Origin of the sequence: Pseudoalteromonas sp. SR44-2, assembly GCF_014163745.1 — a bacterium.
Taxonomy (GTDB): domain Bacteria; phylum Pseudomonadota; class Gammaproteobacteria; order Enterobacterales; family Alteromonadaceae; genus Pseudoalteromonas; species Pseudoalteromonas distincta.
Genome location: NZ_JACJDW010000001.1, coordinates 232,285 through 258,252, shown reverse-complemented (window position 1 = coordinate 258,252; position 25,968 = coordinate 232,285). Strand labels below are relative to the sequence as shown.

Annotated in this window: 19 protein-coding genes; 9 read left to right on the top strand and 10 right to left on the bottom strand. The window is 40.3% G+C overall.

The window, feature by feature from the left end; all coding sequences use genetic code 11:
- Positions 1 to 161: 161 nt before the first annotated feature.
- From H5115_RS01020 to H5115_RS01010, 3 genes are all read right to left on the bottom strand, one after another.
- Positions 162 to 2,180 carry a S9 family peptidase gene (locus H5115_RS01020; protein WP_182753166.1) on the bottom strand — a complete coding sequence of 673 codons (2,019 nt, stop codon included), beginning with the start codon at positions 2,178 to 2,180 and terminating at the stop codon, positions 162 to 164.
- Positions 2,181 to 2,335: 155 nt separating this feature from the next.
- On the bottom strand, positions 2,336 to 3,070 hold the full coding sequence (locus H5115_RS01015) for a 5-oxoprolinase subunit PxpA (protein ID WP_182753164.1): 735 nt from the start codon (positions 3,068 to 3,070) through the stop codon (positions 2,336 to 2,338).
- A gap of 1 nt (position 3,071) precedes the next feature.
- Positions 3,072 to 4,883: a glycoside hydrolase family 3 protein gene (locus H5115_RS01010; protein WP_182753162.1), complete on the bottom strand. Its 1,812-nt coding sequence runs from the start codon at positions 4,881 to 4,883 to the stop codon at positions 3,072 to 3,074.
- A gap of 370 nt (positions 4,884 to 5,253) precedes the next feature.
- Here H5115_RS01010 and H5115_RS01005 point away from each other — a divergent pair, with 370 nt between their 5' ends.
- A complete protein-coding gene (locus H5115_RS01005) occupies positions 5,254 to 6,771 on the top strand; it encodes a sensor domain-containing diguanylate cyclase (protein ID WP_154902983.1) in 1,518 nt (505 codons plus the stop codon).
- Here H5115_RS01005 and H5115_RS01000 read toward each other — a convergent pair.
- On the bottom strand, positions 6,768 to 7,292 hold the full coding sequence (locus tag H5115_RS01000) for a hypothetical protein (RefSeq protein ID WP_182753160.1): 525 nt from the start codon (positions 7,290 to 7,292) through the stop codon (positions 6,768 to 6,770). The genes H5115_RS01005 and H5115_RS01000 overlap by 4 nt on opposite strands.
- 149 nt (positions 7,293 to 7,441) lie before the next feature.
- Between H5115_RS01000 and H5115_RS00995 the strand changes: the two genes are divergently transcribed.
- Complete coding sequence (locus H5115_RS00995) at positions 7,442 to 11,464, top strand: rhombosortase-dependent M36 family metallopeptidase (RefSeq protein WP_182753158.1); 4,023 nt, start codon at positions 7,442 to 7,444, stop codon at positions 11,462 to 11,464.
- A gap of 587 nt (positions 11,465 to 12,051) precedes the next feature.
- On the opposite strand, the gene H5115_RS00990 is transcribed toward H5115_RS00995, so the two are convergent.
- Complete coding sequence (locus H5115_RS00990; protein ID WP_182753156.1) at positions 12,052 to 14,133, bottom strand: TonB-dependent hemoglobin/transferrin/lactoferrin family receptor; 2,082 nt, start codon at positions 14,131 to 14,133, stop codon at positions 12,052 to 12,054.
- A 139-nt stretch (positions 14,134 to 14,272) separates the two neighbouring features.
- On the opposite strand from H5115_RS00990, the gene H5115_RS00985 reads away from it, so the two are divergent.
- From H5115_RS00985 to H5115_RS00970, 4 genes are read left to right on the top strand one after another with little or no spacing between them, the layout of a single operon-like run.
- A complete protein-coding gene (locus tag H5115_RS00985; RefSeq protein WP_182681908.1) occupies positions 14,273 to 15,082 on the top strand; it encodes a hemin ABC transporter substrate-binding protein in 810 nt (269 codons plus the stop codon).
- Positions 15,079 to 16,131 carry an iron ABC transporter permease gene (locus tag H5115_RS00980; protein ID WP_182753154.1) on the top strand — a complete coding sequence of 351 codons (1,053 nt, stop codon included), beginning with the start codon at positions 15,079 to 15,081 and terminating at the stop codon, positions 16,129 to 16,131. Before H5115_RS00985 ends, H5115_RS00980 begins: the two co-directional genes overlap by 4 nt.
- Positions 16,128 to 16,916: a heme ABC transporter ATP-binding protein gene (locus H5115_RS00975; RefSeq protein ID WP_182753152.1), complete on the top strand. Its 789-nt coding sequence runs from the start codon at positions 16,128 to 16,130 to the stop codon at positions 16,914 to 16,916. Before H5115_RS00980 ends, H5115_RS00975 begins: the two co-directional genes overlap by 4 nt.
- Positions 16,913 to 17,632 carry a HugZ family protein gene (locus H5115_RS00970; protein WP_182753150.1) on the top strand — a complete coding sequence of 240 codons (720 nt, stop codon included), beginning with the start codon at positions 16,913 to 16,915 and terminating at the stop codon, positions 17,630 to 17,632. The genes H5115_RS00975 and H5115_RS00970 overlap by 4 nt, the downstream gene beginning before the upstream one ends.
- Before the next feature lie 65 nt (positions 17,633 to 17,697).
- Here the strand turns inward: H5115_RS00970 and H5115_RS00965 are convergent, their stop codons facing one another.
- Positions 17,698 to 18,630 carry a ChaN family lipoprotein gene (locus H5115_RS00965; protein WP_182753148.1) on the bottom strand — a complete coding sequence of 311 codons (933 nt, stop codon included), beginning with the start codon at positions 18,628 to 18,630 and terminating at the stop codon, positions 17,698 to 17,700.
- A 282-nt stretch (positions 18,631 to 18,912) separates the two neighbouring features.
- Here H5115_RS00965 and H5115_RS00960 point away from each other — a divergent pair, with 282 nt between their 5' ends.
- Both H5115_RS00960 and H5115_RS00955 read left to right on the top strand, forming a co-directional pair.
- Complete coding sequence (locus H5115_RS00960) at positions 18,913 to 19,713, top strand: TIR domain-containing protein (protein ID WP_182753146.1); 801 nt, start codon at positions 18,913 to 18,915, stop codon at positions 19,711 to 19,713.
- A 56-nt stretch (positions 19,714 to 19,769) separates the two neighbouring features.
- On the top strand, positions 19,770 to 20,096 hold the full coding sequence (locus H5115_RS00955; RefSeq protein WP_182753144.1) for a hypothetical protein: 327 nt from the start codon (positions 19,770 to 19,772) through the stop codon (positions 20,094 to 20,096).
- Positions 20,097 to 20,392: 296 nt separating this feature from the next.
- On the opposite strand, the gene H5115_RS00950 is transcribed toward H5115_RS00955, so the two are convergent.
- The gene (locus H5115_RS00950) at positions 20,393 to 20,893 is read right to left on the bottom strand and encodes a lactoylglutathione lyase family protein (RefSeq protein ID WP_002959229.1); all 501 of its coding nucleotides are present in this window, start codon (positions 20,891 to 20,893) and stop codon (positions 20,393 to 20,395) included.
- A 114-nt stretch (positions 20,894 to 21,007) separates the two neighbouring features.
- On the opposite strand from H5115_RS00950, the gene H5115_RS00945 reads away from it, so the two are divergent.
- Positions 21,008 to 21,874, top strand: a complete 867-nt coding sequence (locus tag H5115_RS00945; protein WP_182753142.1) for a LysR family transcriptional regulator — start codon at positions 21,008 to 21,010, stop codon at positions 21,872 to 21,874.
- Positions 21,875 to 21,911: 37 nt separating this feature from the next.
- Here the strand turns inward: H5115_RS00945 and H5115_RS00940 are convergent, their stop codons facing one another.
- Genes H5115_RS00940 through H5115_RS00930 form a run of 3 tightly spaced genes read right to left on the bottom strand, consistent with a single transcriptional unit; the run spans position 21,912 to position 25,954 of the window.
- Positions 21,912 to 22,991 carry a heparan-alpha-glucosaminide N-acetyltransferase domain-containing protein gene (locus H5115_RS00940; protein WP_182753140.1) on the bottom strand — a complete coding sequence of 360 codons (1,080 nt, stop codon included), beginning with the start codon at positions 22,989 to 22,991 and terminating at the stop codon, positions 21,912 to 21,914.
- Positions 22,975 to 23,613, bottom strand: coding sequence for a hypothetical protein (locus H5115_RS00935; RefSeq protein ID WP_182753138.1), 639 nt, complete (start codon positions 23,611 to 23,613; stop codon positions 22,975 to 22,977). The genes H5115_RS00940 and H5115_RS00935 overlap by 17 nt, the downstream gene beginning before the upstream one ends.
- Positions 23,606 to 25,954: a GNAT family N-acetyltransferase gene (locus tag H5115_RS00930; RefSeq protein WP_182753137.1), complete on the bottom strand. Its 2,349-nt coding sequence runs from the start codon at positions 25,952 to 25,954 to the stop codon at positions 23,606 to 23,608. Before H5115_RS00930 ends, H5115_RS00935 begins: the two co-directional genes overlap by 8 nt.
- Positions 25,955 to 25,968: the final 14 nt, after the last annotated feature.

Genomic DNA, 25,968 nt, shown 5'->3' with positions numbered 1-25,968 from the left:
TAAACCGAAATTTTACTAACTGAAGTTTTAGCTAAGTCCGATATTTAACTGTCACAGAAGTGTAAAGGGGGTTTACAGTTTGAATACTACGGCGATAAATACAAAAGCCACTTATTTAAAGTGGCTTTTATTTGAGCTATAAATATTATACTAATTTTAGGTTATTTAGTGTGTTTATCAAACCACCATTGAATATAAGCAACTTTGGTCATTAAGTTTGATGGGCGAGCTGTAATACCATGCGATGCATTAGGAATGCGCACCATTGCAGTATCAACGCCTTGTAGTTTTAATGCCTGATAAAACTGTTCAGTTTCTGAAATTGGTGTACGGTAGTCAGATTCCCCAGTGAGCAACATAGTAGGAGTTTTAACGTTTCCAACATAACTAATAGGCGAGCGCTTCATGTAATGCTCGATGTGATCCCACGGTTTACCCGGAAACCAGTAATCAGCAAAAAACGGGTAAAAATCTGCTGTTAGTACAAAACTGATCCAATTGATAACAGGCTTAGCAACTACAGCTGCAGCAAAGCGATCTGTATGACCCACAATCCATGCAGTTAATACACCGCCACCAGAGCCACCGGTTACAAACAATTTAGACTCGTCAATAAAGCCTTTCGCTATTAGCGCATCAACACCTGTCATTAAGTCATCAAAATCGTTACTTGGGTAATTATGATGAATAGTTTGTGCAAACTCTTTACCATAGGAATCACTACCACGTGGGTTCATGTATAAAACGACATTACCTTTGGCTGCAAACAGTTGAATTTCAGCGCTAAAGTGCGGGCCATAATTAGCGACAGGACCGCCGTGTATTTCTAGTATTAGCGGATATTTTTTGCTGCTATCAAATTCTGGTGGGTAAGCAACCCAACCTTGGATTGGTAGCTCATCGTGACTTGATTTAATCCAAATTTCTTCCACTTTAGCCAAAGCTTTGTCGCCCAATGCATCTGCATTAAGGGTAGTTAAACGCTGCACTTTACCGCGTTTAATTGTTGCTATATCAGCAGGGCGCTGGGTATCGGCAAGGGTAAAGGCTACCTCGCCATCTTCGCTTACATCAAAGTCGCCACCAGAATAAGGGCGTCCAAAGGCAACGCTGCCAATTTGAGTTGTTATTATTTTACGCTTGCCACTGCGTGGTTGGTAGGCGAGGGCGGTTTGACCTTTATCGGCGTAACTAAAGTACACACCTTTTGAATTGGCACTCCATTTTATTTGACCTACGCTTCTATCAAAATTTGGCGTTAAGCTAGTTGTGTTACCTGTTTTTAAATCACGAATGTAAAGTTGAGCATTTTCGTAGTTGGTGCGTTTATCGTCATAACCTGTGTACGCTAAGTAACGACCATCGGGCGATACTTTAGGCTGCTCATCAGGACCATTTCGATCAGTAATTTCAGTTATATTTTGCGAGGCCAAATCGAGTTTATAAATTTCACTATTTGTGGGTTTTAGCTGGTTGTTTGTGTGCCTGTTCGCAGAAAAATAAAGTGATTTACCGTCTTTACTAAAACTTACATCGCCCGCGTTATCAAACTCATCATGAGTGAGTTGTTTAGCATTACCTCCGTTAGCATCTATGGAAAATAATTGGCTAAAACCTTTTTGTGTGTAACCGCCACCATCTGAACGGTAATACACATCATCAATAAATTTGGCGGGCTTTGCCCAGGTTGCGCCTTTTGGTTTACCTGGTAAGCTCACTGGCGCTGAATTAGCGCTTGGGACAAACATGCTAAATATTAATTGGTTAGAATCAGGGCTCCATGTAATCGAACGTGGACTACTCGTTAAGTTACTAATTTTTGCCATAGCACCTGTTTTAAGCCATTTAATATATATTTGGCTGCTGCCATCGCGGGTTGATATAAACGCAAGGCGTTGACCATCAGGAGAGAGTACTGGCGAATAATCCATATGCACGCCAGAGGTTAGCGGCTGCATTTGTTTGGTTTTGTAATCAACAGACCAAATATTACCAACTTTGCGATCTGTTTTTATATCCATGCGGTTACGCACAAAATAAACAGTTTTACCGTCTTCGGTTATATCTATTTGATTAGCATATTCTAAATTAAACACGTCTTGCAGTTGTAGTGTATTTGTTTCAGCGTAGGCTAAATTGCTACAGCCTAAGATGAGGCTAAGTGTTAAAAGCTTTTTCATTTTTATCCCTGTTGTTACTTTTTTTAATTTGCTAAGTAGTTATATGTTAGGGATTATTAAATTAACAGTAGGATGCGATGAAGCTCTTATTTAAATCTATGAGTTAAAGCTGTAAAGGGGGTTTACAGCTTCTATTTGTGGTTGTGTAAAAGTGTTTAGTTAGCTGAGTTACACAGGGCTTTTATGTCTTTTATAAGCGCTATGCCATCAGCGTTGTCGCCATGTACGCATAAGCTATGGGCGTTGAGCGTTAGTTTTTTTCCAGTTCGTGTTGTCACGCTGCCATCGGATAAAAGCTGAGTTACTTGTTTTAGTAATGCAGCTTTATTGTGAACGCTACCCTCAAGTGTTCGTGACACTAAATGCCCGTCGTCGGTGTACTGCCTATCGGCGAATGCCTCAAGTATTAGATCAACTCCTGAATCTTTAGCTATTTGAATGTGCTTATTGGCATTTTTAGTCGCTAAAATCATTAGCTTTAAATCTATTGGGTAGCTGGCAATTGCATTTATAACGGTTTGTAATATTTTATCATTTGCAATCATGTCGTTATAAAGTGCGCCATGGGGTTTTACATAGCAAAGTGTTAAACCTTGTACTTTTGCCATCCCCTCAATAGCGGCTATTTGATAATGCAGGCAATTTGTAAGCTCTTTTTCGCTAAGTACCATTGAGCGCCTACCAAAGCCCTGCTTGTCTGGGTAGCTTGGGTGAGCACCAATTTGTACGTTATGTTGCTTGGCAAGTACAAGAGTGTTTGCCATTACGTCGGCATCACCTGCATGAAACCCACACGCAATATTTGCCATATCAATATGTGGCATAACGTCATCGTCTAGCCCCATTTTCCATGCGCCAAAGCTTTCGCCTAAATCACAATTGAGCTTCATATTAGTGCGCCTTTTGCGGTTTTATTGTGACAGGTAATACACCGTTAGCCGTTGCTTCTCCTAGTAACACTTTTGCAAGTGCGGTAAAAGCAGGACCAGACACAATATCGTTTTTATCTACATCAATATTATATGCATACGATGCAAGTACGGCATTTGCATAATCGCCAAATTTAGCAATGTCATAAGGTGCTCTTAGGCTTATAAATACAGTGCTTTTATTACTCTGCTTTGCCACTTTTAATAATGACTCAAGTGCTTTTGGCTGCTCTGCATTATTAAGTGCAAAATTTGAATCATCTATTAAATCATCCATACCGCCAATTTCGACCGCACTTTGATTAGGCGTTGCATTACCGGCGATAACTACATCAGCAGCCTGTATTTGTGCTTTTGCATGTGCTGGATTAAACCCTTGTAAACTACTACAGCTATAGTTAAGTTTTTGCTGGCTGATAGCTTCAATTGCTTGCTGCATTGCCATACATTTACGCGTGTCGGGCATAATAATATGAATATTACTTCCTGCTTTTAAATTAAGCGGCAAAGTACTGTTATTATTTTTAACCTGCGTTATTGCCTCTACAGCAAGCTGCGCTTCTATTTCGCGATGTGCTGCACTGCCAATTGTTTGCTTTGCATTTATGAGCGCGGTAATAGGGTCAAAATTAGTGCTTAATCTAAATTTATTTTTAAGTGTAATTATACGCTGTGCCGATTGTGCTATTTCTTGCTCATCAAGTTGATTTGATTTAACCGCTGCAACAAGATCTTTAATAAGATCATCGAGTTTATTTAAATCATCTGGTGTTCTAATTTCAATAGGCATTAGGGCAATGTCAGCTCCAGCGGCAAATGTATTTATTACCGCTTGAGTTGGCGTGAAGAAGTTACTAATACCAGCCATATCAAGCGCATCAGTTACTACAACTCCTTGGTAATTAAGCTCGCCACGTAAAATGTCAGTAATGATTGCGCGCGACATTGTTGCCGGTTTTATCATCGTTTTGCCATTAACACTTATAAACGTTGTGCTATCAAGCGCTGGGTATTGAATATGCGCCGTCATTATCATACCTGGGTTTTGCTTGGCGATAATGTGTTTAAACGGTGCTAGGTCTTGCTCGTAAATAACTTCTTTTGCATGGTTTACTTTAGGCAAACCTGTATGGCTATCTACGTTTGTATCGCCGTGACCCGGAAAGTGCTTTAACGAGGTAATCACGCCATTGCTTTCAAATCCTGCAACCTGTGCGGCGCCCAATTTACTCACTAATGCTGGGTTTTCACCAAACGAGCGTACGTTAATAACTGGGTTGTCGGGGTTCATGTTTACATCAACCGTGGGCGCGTAGTTTACATTTATACCCAGCGAGTTTAGTTCTTTAGCTATAACTGTTGCTGTTTTTGTCGCAAAGCTTATACCGTGTTTTTTGTAGGTTGCGCCAATCGACATATTACCGGTAAATGAGGTGGCAACATCGCGTGGCAAACGCGCTACACGTCCGCCTTCTTGATCTATTGATATAAATAGCGGCAGCTTACTACTAGACTTACTTGCTGCCGACTGCAATTGGCTATTAAGCGTAATTGTTTGCTCTATCGATTGAGTGTTTTCAGAAAATAAAATTACCCCACCAATATCGTATTTTGCAATAGCGGTAGCGAGTTCATTAGGTAACTCGGTCATTGGAGTTCGGCATTTATTACTTACTCCTTGCTGGCAGAAGTAACGAAAGTCGAGTATTAGCTTTTGCCCAAGTTGTTGTTCAAGAGAAAGCACGGGTTTAGCAAGCGAGGATTGTAATGGCATTAAGCACCCAGATAAAAAAACGATAGACGATACAATACACTTATTTAGCAAAACACACTCCAAAGCTAAAAAGTAGATAAGTGTAAGCAGCTTAACTACTTTTTGAGGTAACTGCAAAAGAAGGATTTTTTGCAGAGGAACCAATAACGTATTGTAAAAGTTAAAGAAAATTTATAATTTTGCTATTAGCGAAAAGTTATATTTAGTTATATTTTTTGTGGCTTTGTTAATATTAGATAATAAATTTTCAAGAGGGTATAATTGCGGGCTTTATATACAATTATAGGTTCGGGTACTGAATACCTGTACTTAGGATGGCATACGTTTGCGAAAAAAATTATTAACGGCTTTAAATCTTCGATTTCTGATTTTGCTTTTAGCTATTACGGCTTCTATTAGTACTTTAGTAAGTAGCTTTTATTCTACCTACCAAGTACAAAAGGAGCAGTTAACGGCTTACACGCTAAAAAGTAACTATGCTTATGCCAATAAACTGGCATCAGCAACAGATAATTTTTTAGAATCCGCAATGCAACAACTGGCCTATTCAGCTAAAAAAATAGAGCAAAGAGTTGATGATGAAGATTTATTAAACCAAGAAGCGACCCGCTTACACTTACAAACGAATAGCTTTAACTCGGTTGTAATTAATAAGCATAGTGTTGTTGTCGCAACCTCTCCTAAATTTCCGCAACTTATTGGTGAATCAATCCACTCACCTGGCGCTGTACAAGCGCTACAAGAAAAAAGACCATTAATCAGCGCGCCTTATATGTCAGCTGCTGGGAACTTTATTGTTTTTATTTCTCATCCTTTGTTTGATCAAAGTGGAGATTACCTTGGTTATATTGGTGGCTCCCTTTATCTAAAGGAGCGTAATATTTTAAATAGCTTGTTAGAGCAGCATTATTATGAGGGTGGAACATATATTTATGTGGTCGATGCCAGTAGGCGAATTCTCTATCACCCAGATCAGGCACTAATAGGGACAGTCGTCACAAATAATTCAATCACTAATAATATGATTACAGGCCAAAGCGGTACTTCTATTGTTAAAAATAGCCAAGAGATAGAAATGCTAGCAGGCTTTTCCTCCGTGCCTAAAGCAAAATGGGTAATTGTCGCTCAGCGCCCTGTAAGAGCAACGCTTTCGTCACTTGATTTACTCATAACTGAAGTAATAAAACGTACATTACCGATGGCTGTTATTACGTTTCTTTTAATCGGTTTTTTTGCTCACTTTATTTCCAGGCCTTTAAAACAACTAGCAGACAAAGCAAATACACTTGACGATCCAACAAGTATTGAAGAGCTAAAAAGTGTTAAATCTTGGTACTTTGAAAGCCAAAGACTAAAAATTGCAATGCTCAATGGAGTTAATACTTTGCAAATGCAGATAGGTCAGCTTCGTCATGATGCGCAAACAGATCCCCTAACTGATACTCATAACCGTAGGAGTTTAAACGGTTTATTAAACCAATTGATGTTTAAGCAAACTCCATTTGCTATTTTAGAGATAGACATCGATTTCTTTAAGCGAGTTAACGATACCTTTGGCCATGATAAAGGAGATGAAGCTCTTAAATCGCTTACTGATATTATCAAAAAATTATCTCGAAAAGACGATATCGTAGCACGTATAGGTGGTGAAGAATTTGTACTTGTCTTGCCTAATGAAAACAGCCAAAGTGCGCTCAAAATAGCAGAGCGACTACGTAAAACTGTTGAGTCTACAAATATGGAAACTATCGGCTTTATAACAATTTCAATTGGGATTGCAACTTGGCCTGAGCACAGTAACGACATAGACCAAGTTTACAAGTGTGCTGACAAAGCACTTTACCATGCAAAAGAACATGGCCGTAATCAGTGCATTGTTGCTGATTAAAAGTGTGTTTCGATAGGTGAATAGTTAATTGCAATTTCTACATTGGTCACTGATTTATAGCTGTTTAGAGCACTAGACAATTGTGCAATATCAACATCCTTTTCAACAAGTAATGTGTAATTGTGAGCTGTTGACTTGACTAACTCATAATTATTTTTTAACTCATCAGGCACAGAATCGGTATTTAATGTAATTGTAAGAGTACCTGTTACTACCCCTTTTTGTTTTAAGTTCTGATTATAAATAACGTCGCCTTTAAATAACTGCTCAGAGTTAAAGATAAGTTTATCACCCGATGAATTTATGCTTTTAGATGCATTTTTAATAACACCTTGACTACTTTCTTTTTTAGGGAAAATAGTGTCACTTTTCTGGTTCTTAGATGATTCTTTTATAATGATTTCTGCTGTTTTAGGTTGTGCCTGAGAGTTGTTAACCTCTGTTTTTTCACTGTTATTACATGCAGATAGTAATAAAACTGCAATTATTGGCACTGCACTTGTAAAAATTATTTTTTGCATTCGTTTACCTTTGTTTACTTTTCTTTAAATTTAAAGCTATTCAGCCTTATTCAAGTCTGTATATTAACAACTTAACTAGATGTTTACATAAAACAATCAATTTAAAAACATTAAGTGTTTAAACATAATAAATACAAACAGGTGGATACATGTCTCAATTCAAATTAACAACTATTGCCATGGTTGTAGCATCAACATTAGCAGCAGGTGAACTAACGGCCGCTGAACAAACTCGATTTTATGATGTAAGTGCAACAAATTCAGTTACTCAGGGCGCTTCTTTAGCTGCCGTTCAGCAGAAAACCTTAGCCGAACGCGCCACTGTATCGGGTCAAAAATCTATTTACGATGCACAAATGGGTAAAGCAACATTTTTATGGCAAGCAATAGGTCAGCGTAAGCCTGACATGGCTTTAATCGCAGCTGATAACCGTAATCAATATGCTGCTGACTTTTATATTGAAACTTTAACAGGTATTAGTAATCGTAAAGCAACAGCATCTTCTGCTGTTATGGTTGATTTATCAGAGCAAAAACGCGGTTCTATTAGTGCAAAATACAAACAACAAGTAAACGGTGTTGAAGTTTTTAACCGCGAATACAACTTGTTAATGGATAAAGAGTACAACCTAGTAGCAAGCTCGGGATATTTTGCTGATACATCGTCATCTAAAAATAAACTTGCTGCGTTAACTGGTTTTGTAAGCTCTGAGCAAAGTATAAAAAAAGCATTTAGTGAATTAGCAAATATTGATGTCTCACTTCGTAAAATTGGTAACGAAGGTGGATATGCAAAATATGAGGCTAAATCATTAGATGATTCTAAGATTGTTTTAGGTACACCACGTGCAAAAGAAGTGTTTTTTGAAGTTGCAGGCGAGCTTAAATCAGCTTACTACATTGAAGTAGAAGTAGCAGAAGCAGGCTCTTTAGAAAGTGACTACTTTAGCTACGTAGTAGATTCAAATAACAGCAAAGTATATTTTGCGAAAGATTTGAAATCTCATGCAGCTGACTTCAATTACCGTGTTTACGCTAACCAAGATGGCTACCCAATGGAAAGCCCGCACGGTGATGTAATTCCTGCAGATGGCCCAGGACAAGTAGACGAGACTGAGATTTTAGACGCGCCAATGGTATCTCTATCTTACTACAGCAAACTAAGCACAATGGACCCATGGTTAGCTGATGACGCAACAACAACATCAGGTAATAACGTATTTGCTTACGCAGATGTGGTTGCACCTCAAGACTTTAGTGAAGGTGACTTTACTGCTGAAACAACAGCAGATTTCACATTTGACTACCCTTATCGAGTAGATGAAGTCGCAAATAGCTACGCAAACCGTAAAGCGGCTATTGTTAACTTGTTTTACATGAATAACTTTTTACATGATTTTTTCTATGACCATGGCTTTGATGAAACGTCAAATGTAGCGCAGGTATCTAACTTTGGTCGTGGCGGCGTAGAAGGTGACCCGATTGAAGCACAGGCTCAAGATAACTCAGGTCGTAATAACGCAAATATGTCTACGCCAGCTGATGGTGCTAGTCCACGTATGCAAATGTACTTGTACAACAGTAAAGATGCCGTTGTTGGTGTAGATTTTGGTATTACAGTAACTTCACATGACTCTTTAGGCCTTTTAGCTTCAACAAAAGAATCTGGCTTTGGTAAATACCAATTCAGTGATGTGGCTGCAGAAGTTGTTCGTTTAGATGATGGAAATACAGTAGATTCAACAAGTATTAATGATGGTTGTGAGCCTGCTATAAATGCTGCTGAACTAGCAGGGAAAATTGCAATTGTAGACCGTGGTTCATGTGCTTTTACGATTAAAGTAAAAAATGCACAAGATGCAGGTGCAATAGCAACTATCGTTGTTAATAATGACCCAGATACGGCAGAACCGGCACCAATGGGCGGTGAAGACGATACCGTAACCATTCCAAATATGGGTTTAAATTACGCTGATGGTCATGCAATGTATGACCTAATTGATGCTGGTGAAGTTGTTACTGTAGACATGTTTACCAAAGCAACATTAAAAGATGGTACGTTTGATAATGGTATTATTGCTCATGAATGGGGTCACTACATTAGTAACCGCTTAGTCGGTAATTCATCAGGCCTTATTAACTTCCAAGGCCGCGCAATGGGCGAAGGCTGGGGCGATTTCCACTCATTAATGTTTATCGCTAAAGAAAGCGATATAAATATTACAGGTAACGATAAGTTCCAAAAAGCATATGGTAGCGGCACATTTGTAGAAGACTTCTACTTCGGTATTCGTCGTCTTCCTTATTCAACTGATACAGATGTAAATGCATTGTCGTTCCGCCATATTACTGAAAATGCTGGTGCTGATATTGGTATATCACCAACAAGCGTGGCTTCTCCTCATGCTGCCGGCGAAATTTGGGCAACTGTATTATGGGAAAACTACGTAGCGCTTATCAACGAGCATGGCTTTAATGAAGCACAAACTCGAATGGCAGATTACTTAGTTGCAGGTTACAAATTAACACCTATAGCACCAACCTACACTGAAGCCCGTGATGCTATTTTAGCTGCTGCCTATGCAGTAGACCCTGCTGATTACAAGTTAATGGTAGGTGCATTTGCTAAACGTGGTATGGGTCTTGGCGCAGTATCGCCAGATCGTTTCAGTAATGACCTTACTGGTGTGGTTGAATCAGATAAAACACAGCTTTCTAGCTATGCATTTGCAAGTGCTGACTTAAACAACATGTACAATGGTACAGAGCTTGGTTTTTGTACTAACGACAATATTTTAGATAAAGGCGAAACGAGTACGGTTAGCGTAACAATTACTAACCGTGGTAGTGAAGTACTTAGTGGTACAACAGCGCAACTGACAGTTATAAGCGATCATGATGTAACATTTGAAAATGATGGTTTACTTACTTTTGGTGAAGTTCAACCGTACGAAGCAATAACTAGTAACGATATTAAAGTTACTTTGAACGAAGCGGGTACAGCTGAAACACTAGAAATTGAAGTCACATTCCCTGAAATTGAAACGGACGATGATATCGTTGAAGCACTTGATCAAACACTTACGTTTGAAGTAAATATGGGCTTTAAGTCAGAAATGCCTGTTGGAGCTGTAGTTTCAGATGATATGGAAGTAGCAAGTTCATCACTATTAGATTTAAAAGAAAACGTAATGTTTGGCGGTGACTTAGCTGTTGGCACTCAGGTTATGGATAATAGTGGTAATATTGCCTTCTTTGAACAAGGTGGGTTTGAGCTAGGCACACAGGCAATGCGCCTTGTAAATAATGGCTTTCAATCAGATGTAGCAATAGAGAGTAAGCCATTCGAAGTTGGTTACTCAGGCGACTTTGAAATCTCGTTTTGGCATTTCTATAGTATTGAGCAAAACTGGGATGGTGGTGTTGTAGAAGTTAGTGTTAATGGCGGTGACTGGGTTGATGCCACTGAAATTGGCGGCACATTTGATGTTGGCTATGACGCTGTTCTAATCGAAAACGATTCTCAAGAGCTTCAAGAACGTGAAACATACACAGGTAATAACGTACAAGATAGTGGCGCGTATGGTAATTATGAAACTATCAATTTTGGTGATGCTCTAAACGGCAACTTAGTAAAAGTACGCTTTAGAATCTCATCAGATGGCGCAGTTGATGATTTAGGTTGGTGGATTGATAACCTAACTATGTCTAACGTTTTATCTCCTGTATTTTCTGAGCTTGTCGCGGGTGATTCACTAGCATGTGATAACGCAGCTCCACTTGTTTTAATCGAAAGTGTATCTGCGGAAATTACTGAATCGGCTACAGGAACAATTACAGCAACAGCGTCAGATCGCAATGGTCAAACACTAACTTATGCTTGGACTCAGGTTAGCGGTAGTGCTGCTACGCTCACAGGTACTGATACAGCAACTTTGAGCTTCACACCTGCAGCTATTACTGCAGATGAAGAGCTTGTTTTTGAAGTTGCCGTAAGTGATGGTGTAACAACTGTGACTCAACAAAGTACTGTAATGGTAAAAAATGAAGCGGTAGCAACTGTGCCTGTAACAGAATCAAAATCTAGCGGTGGTGGTAGTTTTGGCTTTATAGCTTTATTACTTACTCCATTAGTATGGTTTAATAGACGTCGCAAAAACGTTAGTAAATAAGTTTAAATAACATCCGTCAACTCTAAGCACATGACGGTTTTAATGAAAGGCCAGTAGCGTTCGCATCTGGCCTTTTTTATACACTTAGTTTGATGTTTTTAGTCCTGAGTACAGTAAATACATAGACCAAGTTTACAAATGTGCTGACAAAGCACTTTCCCACGCAAAAGAACATGGCCGTAATCAGTGCATTGTTGCTGCTGATATTAGCTAACCACTGCTTAGCTAAGTAATACTTTGCATTGAACTTAAATTGATAAATTCTCTACAAAGAGTGCATGAGTTTATTAAGCCAGCCATCAGCTTTTGATGGTTTGTAAATCATTACTATGTCTTCGCTGTAGCGACTGTTAACCCCCTTTACAGTTAATTTTTTAAGCCCTAAATCATCAATCACGAAATTTGGTAAATATGCCAACGTCTAGCTACTTTGTACCACCTCTATTAATGCACTTCCAATTAGAATCTAGGCAACTCGCTTTACTAAAAAATTAATATGGGTGTCATTTATAAATATCAAAAAATAAACTCAACAAACGCTGCAGCTTCATGCAGCGTTTGTTGCTATTTAATTTTCTAGGAGCTAATTAAAACTCATAGCTTATTTTGGCTGAAAAGTTACGCCCAGGTTGGGTGTATTGGCTAAAATCAGCACCTTGTGATTGACCTGCAATCAACTCAAAAGGTACATATTCTTTATCAAGCAAGTTAAGTACACCTACATTTAGCTGCCACGCTTGCCACTCGTAATTTGCGTATAAATCAACAATGCCATAGCCATGCCCTTGTGTTGTTTTATCGCCGTTTGCATCAAGCACCACATCCGATTGCGATTTAGCTAAACGCCATGCAGCGGTCCAGTTAATATTACCGAGTTCTGTACTTAACAATATTGAGCCGTTTAACGGGCTAATGCTGGTAAGTGGCTGATCGGTTTCTTTGTTTTCACCATCAACGTAAGCCACGTTTGCCTCTAGTAGTATATTTTCAGCGACATACATAGCAATTCCTGCTTCAATACCGCTTATTTGTGTTTCGCTAATATTTTGATATTGGTACAGCGTTTTGTTTACGCTAGGAATAAACGTTGGCTCAACACCCACTACGGCGGTTTCTATAAAGTCATCGTAGGCTGCATAAAAAGCACTTAAATTTACGCTAATATCGCTGCTGGCGTATCTTAGCCCAAGCTCAAACGAATCACTGCTTTCAGGGTCTAAACCGGCGTTTGGTAATATTTGATAAAACGGTTCAACGCCGTGGCTTTGATAGGCTTGGTCGTGTGGTGGTATTTTAAAGCCTCGTACGTATTGCCCGTACAACGACAAGTTATCATCCACTTGGTATATAGCACCTAGCTTAGGCGAAAAAGCAGATTCGGTAATATCACCAAGCTGCGCATCGGCGTATAGCTCATCATTTTTAGCCTCTAGGGTGTAGTAATCATATCGCATACCTGCAATAACCGACCACGCGCTGTTATTAAACGAAATACTGTCTTGTACATAAGCGCCAATTAAAGAGGTATCAGCCCCTGGGAATGCTTTTTGTTTTTGATCGGTAAAATCAACGGTGCCATCGGCTAAAATACGTGTTTTAAAACGTGGGCGGGTGGTGTCGTATAAGTCTATATCAATCCCGTATACCACTTCATGATCGGCACTTTCTGCGTTAAACCCTTTATTAAATACCGCTTTTAAACCTAAAATATTTTGCTCAAAACGATAGTCGTTATAATCGGTGTAGGTGCTTGCGCCACTAATTTGATCGCTTTGTTGCTCGTAACTACTGTAAGACACTTGCCCATACCATTTATCAAACGCGGCGGTTGCTACTTCTGAATGGTAATCGAGCGCCAGTGACCAACTCGTGTCATCTTCTTCGGTTTCTTGAACAGCGGGGGTTATTACTTGCTCAGTTGTTTGATTAAAGTAATCAAGGGTGTATTTAAGTGTGCGTTTTTCATCAAGCTGTTGCTCAAATTTAACTAATAAAGCATCCGACTTAGCATCATAACCGGGTAGGTTTTCGTCATAGTTTTGTACTTCTTCGCTATCACGGTGGCTATACACGGCGCTTACTGCAAAGTCGCCTAAGTCTTTTGCCGCAGTAATATCGGCGGCAACTTGATTACTTTGACCTTGATACCCAAGCGCCATTTTTACAAAGCTGCTGTTATTTTTTAAATAATCACTAGGATCTTTAGTGGTTATAACCACAATGCCACCAAGTGCATCAGAGCCATATAATGACGATGCAGCACCTTTGGCTACTTCTACTTGTTTTACACCTGCTACGTCAAAATAATTACGGCCAACTAAATAGCCCCCTCCACCTGCATAACCATCGTTGGTGCGTCGGCCATCTTTTATAAATACAACCCGGTTACCACCAACACCACGTACTGTAAGTGTTTGCGCGCCTGCGCCACTGCCTGTCGTTGCAATGCTTGGGTCGTACTTAAACATGGTTTGTAAATCTACAGCTAGCTGACGCTCTATGTCTTGCTCGGTAATAACAGTGACTGAGCCTGTTACATCTTTAAGTTTTTGCTCAAAGCGCGAGCCACTTACAACAATATGATCGTCAATTATGTTTTCGGCAATGGCAGTGCCCGAGCCGAGTAGTAAGGTTGCTATAGCAGTAACTCTAAACGCAGAGGGATTCATTTTAACTCCAAATGATAATAGTTATTATTTATGGCGAAGATGTTACAACTAAGTCAAAACAAGATCAATTAATTATGATAATCATTTTCATTTAGATTTAACTGGTTATAATAGCCAAAAAATAAAACCGGAGTGTGTAATGAAATACCTATTTATATTGTTTGCTTTAATGGCCCAATCTGCACTTGCACAAGAGCGCGTTATTAGCGCTGGCGGCACCCTTACTGAAATAATTTATGCGCTAGGCAAACAAAATACCCTTGTAGCTGTTGATCAATCGAGCATGTACCCGCACCAAGCCACGCAATTACCGCAAGTGGGCTATTATCGCGATTTAGCTGCAGAAGGCGTACTTTCAATGCGTCCAACCAGCTTGTTAGCGCTTGAAGGCGCAGGGCGAAGCCAAGCACTTAAGCAAATTGAGGCAACAGGAGTTAAGCTAATTCATTATAAAAAGCCGACCTCAGTTAACGAGCTACTTGAGCTAATAAAACGCTTAGGTGACGATTTAAACGCTAAGCAAAAAGCACAAACACTTATTACGCACATTACAAAATCGTTACCTGAAAAAGCAAAAGCGCAAACACACAGCGCGCTATTTTTACTCTCAGCTAATGAGCGCGGGCTTGTTGCCGCAGGGCAAGAAACCGTCCCTAATTTATTATTTAGCTATGCAGGCATTACTAATATAGGCGCTACGCATTCAGGCTTTAAAGCAATAAATAGTGAAGTACTGGCTATAAATCAGCCCGACTTTTTAGTAGCCCCAGCCCACGTTGTACAAAGCCTTGGCGGTAAGCAGGCTTTTTGTGAGCAACCTACACTACACTTATTAAAAGCGGCGCAAACCTGTAACTTACTTGTAATGGATAGCCTACTTTCGCTTGGCATGTCGCCGCGTATAGCCACAGCAATTAATGAGCTTAACGAGTATAAAACCCGCTTATGAACACCCTAACATTGAGCCGTTTTAACCCTGTAACACTTAGCCAAACCCATAAATGGATGCTATTAGCCTCTGTGTGTATTTTTGCTTTGGCGCTACTTAGCATGGGGTACGGGCCAGCAGGGTGGGATTGGCGTTTAGCCATTGCTTGGCTTGCGCCCGAGCGATTTAATCAGTTTGATGCGCTGCAAATAAATGTCGTAATGCAAATACGTTTGCCACGCTTTGTCCTTGCAGTGCTTGTAGGGTTGGTGCTTGCCCAAACAGGCGCGTCAACGCAAGCGCTGTGCCGCAACCCATTGGCCGACCCATCTATTATTGGCATTAGTGCAGGTGCGGCTATGGTTGCTGTGGCGTTTATAGCACTTAGCGCGCAGTTTAATTTTAACGCGCAGTTGTATTTACCTTATGCGTCGTTTTTAGGGGCGCTTGGTGTTACCTCGCTGGTATATTTTATTGCCAAGCAGCAAGGGCAAATTAATATCACCACACTTATATTGGTGGGGGTTGCTATTAACGCATTAGCCTTTGCGGTTATTGGGCTACTGAGCTTTTTTGCCGATGACAGTGCATTACGATTAATAAATTACTGGACCATGGGCTCATTAGGCGGAGCAAGCTGGAGCACGATTATTCAAGCTGCGCCGTTACTGTTTATCAGCCTAATTGGCCTGTGGCGGTTAAAAGAGCCCATGAACTTACTCCTTATTGGCGAGTCACAAGCTCAGTACCTAGGGGTAGACACCAACAAGCTCAAACTATATGTAATTATACTTGTTGCACTAGGAGTAGGGGCGGTTGTGGCACTTACCGGCTTAATAGGGTTTGTTGGATTGGTAGTCCCGCATATTGCCCGCTTAATGGTGGGGCCGCATTTACGTAATATGCTGCCGCTTTGTATGCTAATTGGCGTAGTGGTATTGCTACTTTCTGACTGGCTAGCACGCATTGTGATCATGCCATCAGAGCTACCCATTGGCATTATTACTGCATTATTGGGTGCGCCATTGTTTATTTATTTAATAGTGAAAAATAAGCGAGGTTGGTCATGATCACGTTTAACAATCTAAGCGTTGGCTTTGATAATCACAGCGTTTTAAACGCTATTAATGGCAGCGCTAAACAAGGGCAACTTGTAGCACTACTTGGTGAAAATGGCGCAGGTAAATCTACCTTGCTGCATACCTTAGCTGGTATGCATGCCTTTACTGGCAGTGTACTTTTTAATGCTAAGCCGCTGGCTGCTCACGCTAAAAAAAGCCTAGCCACACAGCGCGCAGTTATGATGCAAGCTAACCACGTAGGGTTTGATTTTACTGTATTTGAGCTTATTGCAATGGGCCGCTACCCATATCTAGAGTCATTAAAAATGCAAAGCGAAAAAGTACATAAATACGCCGCTATTATGGATTTAAACCAGTATTTAAATCGCCGCGTAAGTGCGCTTTCGGGCGGAGAGCAACAACGAGTGCATATGGCGCGTACTTTAGCGCAGCTAAACGCTTTTACACAATCGGCCGAGCCAAAACTAATGCTGCTCGACGAACCTACATCAGCACTTGATATGCGCCATCAACATGCTTTGCTCAGCTGCGTTAAAGCGTTTGTAGGGCAGGGTAACAGCGCCATTATTGCAATACACGATCTAAATTTGGCCAGCCTTTATGCAACCGACGCTATTTTACTGCACAACAAAAAAGTGCTGCAAAGTGGGCCTATAAACACCGTATTAACTGAACAAAATTTACAACAAATGTACGCCATGAAACTGCACGTAAATCCTCATCCTTATAACGATGCACCCATGGTTTTTTCTCAACGTCAGGAGTTTTTATGAGAGAGCAAGCATTAAACGATGCACGCACCTTGGTTTACAAAACCAATGCCGGTGTTATGTCGACTATTTCTAATAATTTACGCGGCTACCCGTTTGGCTCAGTAACCCCCTATATGTGCGACGAACAAGGCCGTGTTTACTTTTTTATTAGCGATATAGCCCAGCACACTAAAAATCTAAAGCACGACTCTCGTATGAGCCTAACTGTATATGATGCCGCCGACTACGGCGATCAAAACGAGCACGGCCGCGTAACACTCGTAGGCGATGGCTCTATTGTGCCAAGTGAGCAAGCACACACTTTACTTGATAACTATATTGCCCTATACCCCGAAGCCGCTAGCTATCGCAATGCGCACGACTTTCAGTTATGGCAATTAGACGTAGTGCGAGTGCGTTACATTGGCGGCTTTGGCAAAATATTTTGGCTTGAACAAATCGATTGGCAGGGCGAGGCAAAAAACTGGGATGAAAGCCAACAGCAAAGCATGATTAACCATATGAATGAAGATCACCAAGATGCTATGTCGCTCATATTAATGCAGCACTACGGCGTAGCCGATAACACCCCAATAATGAGCGGCCTATTACCCACTGGTTTTTATATACAAAACCAAAAGCGTAATTACTTTATTAACTTTAAAACCCAGTGCAACAGCCCGTTAGAGGTACGTAAAGCGCTGGTTGAGCTAACCAACCAAGCCCGAAATAACTAAACTAAATACATGACGACATAGTTAACCTGAGCCCTGGTTAAGAGGTTCAGCAACTATGTCTTATTTTATAAGCAAGCTGTTTGCTCGCCTCGCTTGCCTAACGCTTTAAAAGCGGCTTGCTGATGTTCTTTTTGTACATAACGGGTTGGCAAAGGGTTAACCTGCAACTGATACCCACTTTGATTAGCTTGCACATTCGTTACCGGCGATATCCACACAACATTTAGCTCTGGCGCTAAACGCTTAATAACGCGCGCTATACCTTCGCCATTTTTTACATGAAAATCGCCCGCTATATGCATTACTTGCGCATCTTTATGATTATTTAAATAGTTAACAATAGATTCTGCCATGGTTTCATCCCACGTAACTTGCGCTGCATAATAGTTTTCGTTTTGACTCGGCGAGCCGTGGTGCATTGAGGTCATAAAGCGTTGTTTATAATCACTGGGGGACGTATCAATAGCGGCTGCAATATAGCTCTGCTGTGTTTCATCAAGTTTATTTAGGTAACTTATGCCTTGCCTGCCAATACAGGTGACTATATTTTTAGGGGCATTGGCAGCGATTACATCGCTATTGTTCGTTTTTGCCAGCTCTACCAGCGCACGGTAATCACTTTTGTAGTTAGGCCACGCTTGGGTGTTGTCAATTAAGTATTGCTCACCAATTTCACCTTTAACATACTGGTTTAAAATAGGCTGATCCGCGCGGCTAAATTGTTCAAGCGACAGGGCAGTGCGTTTATTACTTTTGCTTAATTGCTCAAATAACTCAGCCTGAAATAAATGCACACCCGGGTGCGTATGCCATTCACCTACTAAAACCACATCGGCATTTAATAGCGTGGGCTCTAATAATACAGAGCTAACAGGCTTTGCTTGTGCATTATAAAGCGCAGTGTAATAAAGCGATGAGCTTTTATCAGGCGGCACAGTTGTTGTGCTACAACCACTCAAACTCGTAACTAACGCCAGAGTTAACATAGACTTTTTCATACACACCTTTCAAAACTCGTTAATACAAATAATTATCAATATCATATACTTGTAATACCTATTAAGCCAGCCAACCTGCTGCTTACTTACATAATCAAGGAAATGAGCGAAGTACGCATTTATATGCCTTAACTTTGCTTGTAGATATTAAATAGCTTTTGATAGCAATATCTTAGGTAATTTGTTAAAACTGTGTAAAGTAGAAAATGAGCGTGACAACCGCAGGAATATACGCAAAATTGTTGTGCTTTTAAGTTCTAGATTGAATTATAGGAGATCTAATTGAGTATTGAATTTTTAGAAACGGATTTCGATAAGGTTAGCTACCTTTTGAATTTGCTCACTGCAAGAGCAACTGGACTTGCATCTGACTCAGGTGAATTTGAAGCATTACGCTCTGAATTGCTGAGTAGTTCTAATCTAGCACCAATGCTTCCTCAGTGGTTACGACAGCACCGTAATTTAGATTCATTTTGGGGGTTTATTCAGCCAAAATTTAGTAGTTACGCCGAAAGACGTACGTATTTATCTGGTGAGTTCACACCAATATTAGATCAATTGGAGTTCGGGCAACCAACTCAGGGAATAATGCCAACTACTACAAATACACCAGTGCCTCCAGCTAAAGAAGTTCCTCGTAACAAACGGAAAGTGTTTATTGTTCATGGACATAACAACGAAGTAAAACAAGAAGTAAGTCGCTTTGTCGAGCAACTTGGTTTAGAAGCTATTATCCTGCATGAGCAAGCTAACGCAGGAATGACAATTATTGAAAAAATTGAACATTATTCAAATGATGCTGATTTTGCTCTTGTTTTATATACTCCATGTGATTTAGGGAGAGCTATAACAGAGCCAAACCCTCCAAAAAATAGAGCACGACAAAATGTAGTGTTTGAACATGGTTACCTTATTGCGAAGCTTGGTCGAGAAAATGTCTGCCCTTTAGTTAAAGGGGCTCTTGAAACTCCAAATGATATAAGTGGTGTTTTGTATGTCACTATTGATGATCCTGGTGCATGGAAAAACCAAGTAGCAAAAGAGTTAGTTCAATGTGGCTACACTTTAAAATCATTTTTCTAATAAGTATCAAAGACTAACGCTTACACAGCCGCTAGGCACTGGAGAAGGTTTAATAGATGGAACCAAATTATTCAGAATATTCTATTACTGAATTGCAAGAAGCTATCAAGTCTATTGATAGGGCTTTGTACCCTGAACGCTTTGAGCTATTAAAAGCCGAACTATTAAATAGAGAAGAGGAAGAGCATAATGCTTCTCAATTAGTAAGTCTTTCATCAAAGGACTTACTTATTAAGCTCAGCAATGCATTTTTTGTAATTCCGTTGATGATCTATATAGGAATAGATGCACTTAATAGCGGTGAAATACTCCTTAAAGGAGGAGCTATATCAAAAAATGAAAACTTTATATTATTTACATTAAGCGTAATATTTTGTTTTTAAATCTCAGCGGTACTGACATTTAGCCTGTTTGTGGATAAGAGAAAAATTTCCTGATATATGTGTTATGTCGTTCATAAATTCACTAGGACACAGTTCGATTGGTAGTGCTTTTCTGGAGGTTGATAATATTTTCAACTCAGGGCAAAACATGCTGCACAAGCTAAGCAAAAACAAGTTATAGAGAATAAGAAGATGGTGAAGTGTATTTAAAAACTCTTTAACTGAAACAACAAGGCCGTAGTAATAAATACTGCGGCCTTTGTTTTTAGCTAAATGCTTTTTTAAGCTAAGTGCTTTTAGTAAGCCCCTGCGCTGTAAATAAGCTCGTAGCTGTGGCTGTAAATCTCAAGGATGTTACCAAACGGGTCTTCCATGTAGATCATGCGGTACGGCTTTTCACCCGGGTAGTAATAACGAGGGGCTTCCATACGTTTTTTACCGCCAGCTTCTACAATACGCTCAGCTAAACCTTCTACATCAGGGTCTTGAACACAAAAATGAAATATACCTGTTTTCCAGTATTCAAAATTGTCTTTTGGGTTTTCTTGGTTTTTAAATTCGAAAATTTCGACACCAATACGATCCCCTGTAGATAGGTGCGCTATTTTGAATTTTTCCCACTTTTCGCCAAATACTTCTGTGCACATTTCGCCAATTGGGCTTTTGTCTTCGGTAATTAAAGTGGGTTCCATTATGGTGTACCAGCCCATCACCTTAGTGTAAAACTCGACTGCTTTTTCAACGTCGGGAACCGAAATACCAATGTGCGAAAAACTACGTGGATATGTATGACTCATAATGCTTCCTCTTTAACTTGTGACTTATCTTGTGGCTAGTTGATGGAGTTAGTTTACGAATTGAACAATATTAAGTAAAATTATCATTAATCATCATTTTGAGTACGTTTTGTAATGATAAATCCAACATGGTTAAACACGTTTTGTACTTTGGTTGAGGTAAATCATTTTACTCAAACCGCCGAGCGCCTTTTTATGACCCAATCTGGTGTAAGCCAGCACATTAAAAAGCTAGAGCAGCAAGTAAACTGTGCGCTATTGGAGCGCCACGGCAAACAATTTACCCTTACCGTACATGGGCAAAATTTGTATCAACAAGGCAGCTTGTTATTAAAGGAATGGCAATTTTTAGAACAACAATTAAAAGATGACTCACCATACAGCGGCTTGGTAAAAATACAATCGCCTGGTAGTTGTGGGTTACAATTTTATAGCCAATTATTAGCGCTGCAGGCAAAGCATATCGAGCTTAATATTGATTATCGCTTTGCACCCAATACAAGTGTAGAGCAAGCTGTGGCAAACCACAGTGCCGACATAGGCTTTTTAACTCAAGCTCCGACGCTTAGCGAAGTTACCAGCCATAAAATTGGTAAAGAAGCGCTTTTACTTGTTACCCCTGCACATATTAAAAAACCAACGTGGGAGGTTTTATGTGAGCTTGGCTTTATTGGCCACCCCGATGCAAAACACCACGCGCAGCTATTACTGAGCGAAAACTACAATGAGTTTGAACATGTTGATCAAATTAAACGCACGGGGTTTTCTAACCAGATAAGTTTAATACTGGAGCCGGTAAGTTTAGGGCTAGGTTTTACGGTTTTACCTGCGCATGCTGTTAGCGCATTTAATAAACCTGCGCTTATTAAAACGCACCACTTAGCTAATCCGATTAGCGAAAATATTTATGTGTGCCATCACCGAAATAGGCCAATGGCAAAGCGCATGAATACCGTAATTGAAGCAATAAAAGCAGGCTAGGGCGCGTGTAACTGCGCCCGTAAAGCCCCTTTACAGTTTACGCTGCACGTTTAGGTTTTTGCTTAAAACCATGTAGGGTGAGCTTTATTTGCAAATACATTTTGTGTACTGCAAAAGTGAGTAAACTCATAAGCGCCATTAGGCACAACGTTGGTAAAAGCGACTGCGTATGATAACCAAACACACCCATAAGCCAGCAAATTAGCACCCATTGAATAACATACAAAGCAGTTACATGTTTGCTCGCATACAAAAGAGCGCGGGTAATAGGGCCATTAAATTTATTAGCGATGGTGTATTCTATAAAAGCTAAAGCACATAAATTTATACCAACTAAATAAATAATACCGCCGCCATTTAAATGGAAAAAATTACCAAACTGCCCCTTAAAATCAGCAATAAGCCACGCTGTACCAATAATCAATAATGCAGCACCTAACTTTGCACACACACTAAATAAGTATGCTGCATTATGCTGGCTATTTATATACAAACGACCAAGCACGTAGCCGGTTAATATAGCGCTTATCCACGGAAATACCGGAAAATAAACTTGGTAGTTATTAGCAAAAAACAAATCACTAATATACGGCGAAAGCGCAAACTGTTGCCCCCTTACAAACTGGCTTATAAGTGCAATAGCAACGGCTAAAAAAGCAATCCATTCGGTTTTCCAACGGGCAATATTAAGCGCCCCAAATAGCAATAAGCTAACCCCGGCAAGTTGTAAAATATCACCTGTAAGCACCATAAATTGTAATTGCCCCGCACTGAGCGGACTTTGCCAGCCGTACGCATTTATAAATGCCTCGGGCATGGTGTAAAATACCTCAATGGGTAGCCAAAACTTTGCCGCATTCATTAGATACGCAAGTAGTAAAAGCTGTATGCCACGCTTAATTAATAACATGGGTGTTTGCCTACGCGAAAGTGCCATAGATAGCCCCATTGCCACCAAAAACGAGGCTGTGCCTTTGCCAAGTATATGAATAACAGCACCAAATAGGCTCTCACTTTGAAGCTCCTTGCTCGAGTACATCCATAAAGTGTGTACTAAAATCATAATAAAAACGCTCGCACCTCGGGCAAGGTCAATCGTTTTAAGGCGTGTGTTCATTGGTATTAATATCCTTTTTTGGGCAGGTTTTGCATTTTTTGTAACCTGCTAAATAATAACGACAGCACGTTAAGCGCTCGGCCGTTAATTTAAATGGAGTGTTTAAATTAAAGTGATTGCTGATTAAATTGTGTAGCTGTTGATGGCAATGTGTAGTGTGATCAGCGCTTGCTAAATTTAAGCTATGAGCACGCTCAAATGCACTGTTAATGGTGTCGATTAACAACCGGCCTTGCTCTTTTTTACCCAGCGCATAATCGGTATTTATCCACTTACCTACACTGCTTACAAATTCAATTAGTGCATTATTTTGCTCAGCTTGACTTAATAAAGGCGCGCCTCTAAGGGTAAACCCTCGGCTATACGCGCCGCTCATTTTGAGCTGTAACTGCATTGGATGGTGCGCATTGCGTTTGCACGTATGCCAATAACAATAGGCATAAATAGTTTGCCAACAAAGCTGCAAATATAAATGCCGGCTAATAAATTGCGTAGGCGCATGGGGGTAATGCGCCTTGCAATGATAAGCCAATACATACATCAAATTTAAGCTTGGATGAGCCGCAGCAACCGGCTCATTTGGGCAAAACAAAAAGTGCGAAAGGGTGTGAGGCTTAGCCATACAGCTTTGCCGATACCGGGTTATCTAAACTTCCGGCAAACTGTAAGCTGCCTGCTGGGTCGGTTAAATCAACCATTTGCTTATTATTGCTAAGCTGTAAGCGGTTTAAGCAAGAGTGTGCAAATTCATCACTAAAAAAGTCATACTCTTTAAAGCGCTCATTTAAGGCCGGGTTTGCTTGTTGATACGCGTTTACACTTTGCGCAACGCCGTGCCAAAAATCGTGCTCGGTAATACGCTCTTCTCTTACTAAAATAGCGACTAGGTATCTAAAAAAGCAGTCAAATACATCGGTAAATATGCTCAATAGCTCAAGCTCTTTAGGCATAGTAATATGAATACGCGAAACCTCATCAGGTAGAGGTTCAGTGCTATTAAGCAGTGCAACTTCTTCGCCTATGTCTTTCATGTAAGCGCCCACAGGTACTGAATTTTTAAGCTTTAAAATGAGGTTTTCGCCGTGGGGCATAAACACTAATTTGTGGGCATAAAAACAATGCACTAAAGGAATAAGGTAGGCATTAAAATAGCTTTGTAGCCAAGCGTGTGTACTTAAACCACTTTGATCTATTAATGCACCTGCCATACTTTTACCGCTGTTATCTAGGTGCAGCAATGCGGCCATGGTGGTGAGCTGCTCATTATTTTGTAAATTATGGTTTGGGTTTTCGCGCCATAAACACGCAAACATTTTACGGTACGGCGTATAGCCCAATGCGCTTTGCTCAAAGGTGTGATGCGCATATCCTAAAGTGGCGTACTCTCTAAGTGCTGTAAAGTTACACGCGCTAAGTGTTGGGTCGTGGTTTACTTTATTAAACACCCAATCATTTATAGCCGGGGTTACCGCCATATAAGCGCGTGAAAGCCCACGCATAAAGCCCATATTTAAAATAGACAGCGCCACTTTTAAATAAGGTTTATTCGGGTGTGAGCAGTTATATAACGTGCGAATGGATTGTTGCGCTTGATATAAATCGTCGCCTTCTCCTAAATACACTAAGCGGTTATTGGCAAACTCGTTGGCAAAGACCACACTTAATTTATGTTGGTACTGCCACGGATGGGCCGGCATAAATAGGTAGTCGTCGGGGTTTAGGTTTTGCGCTTTTAGCGCTTTGTTAAATGCATCAAGGGTAGTTAAATCAAGCTCGCCACTAATATGGCTTGGGTAGTCACTAAAGTATTCACTATAAGCAAAATCACATACTGTTTTGTGCGCCGCTAACCACAGCACTTTAAACGGTTTACCCACTTCTGGCGCATAGCGTAAAAAGTCGCTTTTGCTAAAACCGATTCGGCCATTATTAGCCACAAATGCAGGGTGGCCTTCGCTCATTGCAGCCTCTATTTGTTGCAGCCCTAATTTCGCAAGTTCGGCTGCGCTAAGCGTGTTGTTTTCGCGTTTATAACAGGCGCTGGCAAGTGTGGCATTAAGCTCTTCAAGGTAGGTGGCTAAACGCTCGCCAGTTAAACCCAGCGCAGGGCCTTGCACACTAAAAAAGTGCAGTACATCAAGCGCTACTTGCTCATTGTTAAGGTTATAAAAACATAAGCTTGGCTCGTTTATATCTATGTGGTTAAGCGCCATAGCGCGGCCATTAAATATAAAGTAACCCCCTTCAATATTGACTTTAAAACCGTGTGGGGTTTGCTCAGCAACCAATAAGCGCTCGTGTACAAACTCGCTAATGGCTTTACTTTGTAAGTGCCTGTTTGCCCACTGCCAGTGATCAAACTTTACATAGTCAGAATTTATATGCGATTGGGTTTTGTGATGTAAATTTACATGCGTTTCAAACGCGGCTTTATTACAAAACCCAAGATATGCGTTTTTATCACCAAGGGTTATTTGCTTAGTATGCACAAAGCCTAAACGCTTATTTAAGGTATGAATTTTACTGTTGGCAATATCGGGCTCTACCACTACCCGCGCATTATCGTTATGGATAAAAATACTGTGCAATACGCACTGCATTATTTCAAAACTAAAATGGCGTTTAGGCTGTGTATTTGGGGCAAGTAAAATATGCATGCCCGTATCGTTTGGCATTACCTCATATGCAGCTGCGAGTAGTTTGTCGTGCATTGGGCTGTAAAGCTCAACAAGGGCAAGTAGCTCATTATTTTGCTCAATAACATACGCATGATGATGCGGGTTGTTTATTATATCTTGGTAGGCGCTACACATTTGCTCAGGGGCTTGTTTACTCATACCCCAAAAATGCGCATAAGGAAGAGTAAGCCACTGGCAAATAATAGGCATGTCGCTTTGCTGCAGTAACCGCATAGTTACATTACCTGTGTGCTGTAGTGTGGTTACAAAAGATGAAAAATTCATAAAAACTCCTAAAA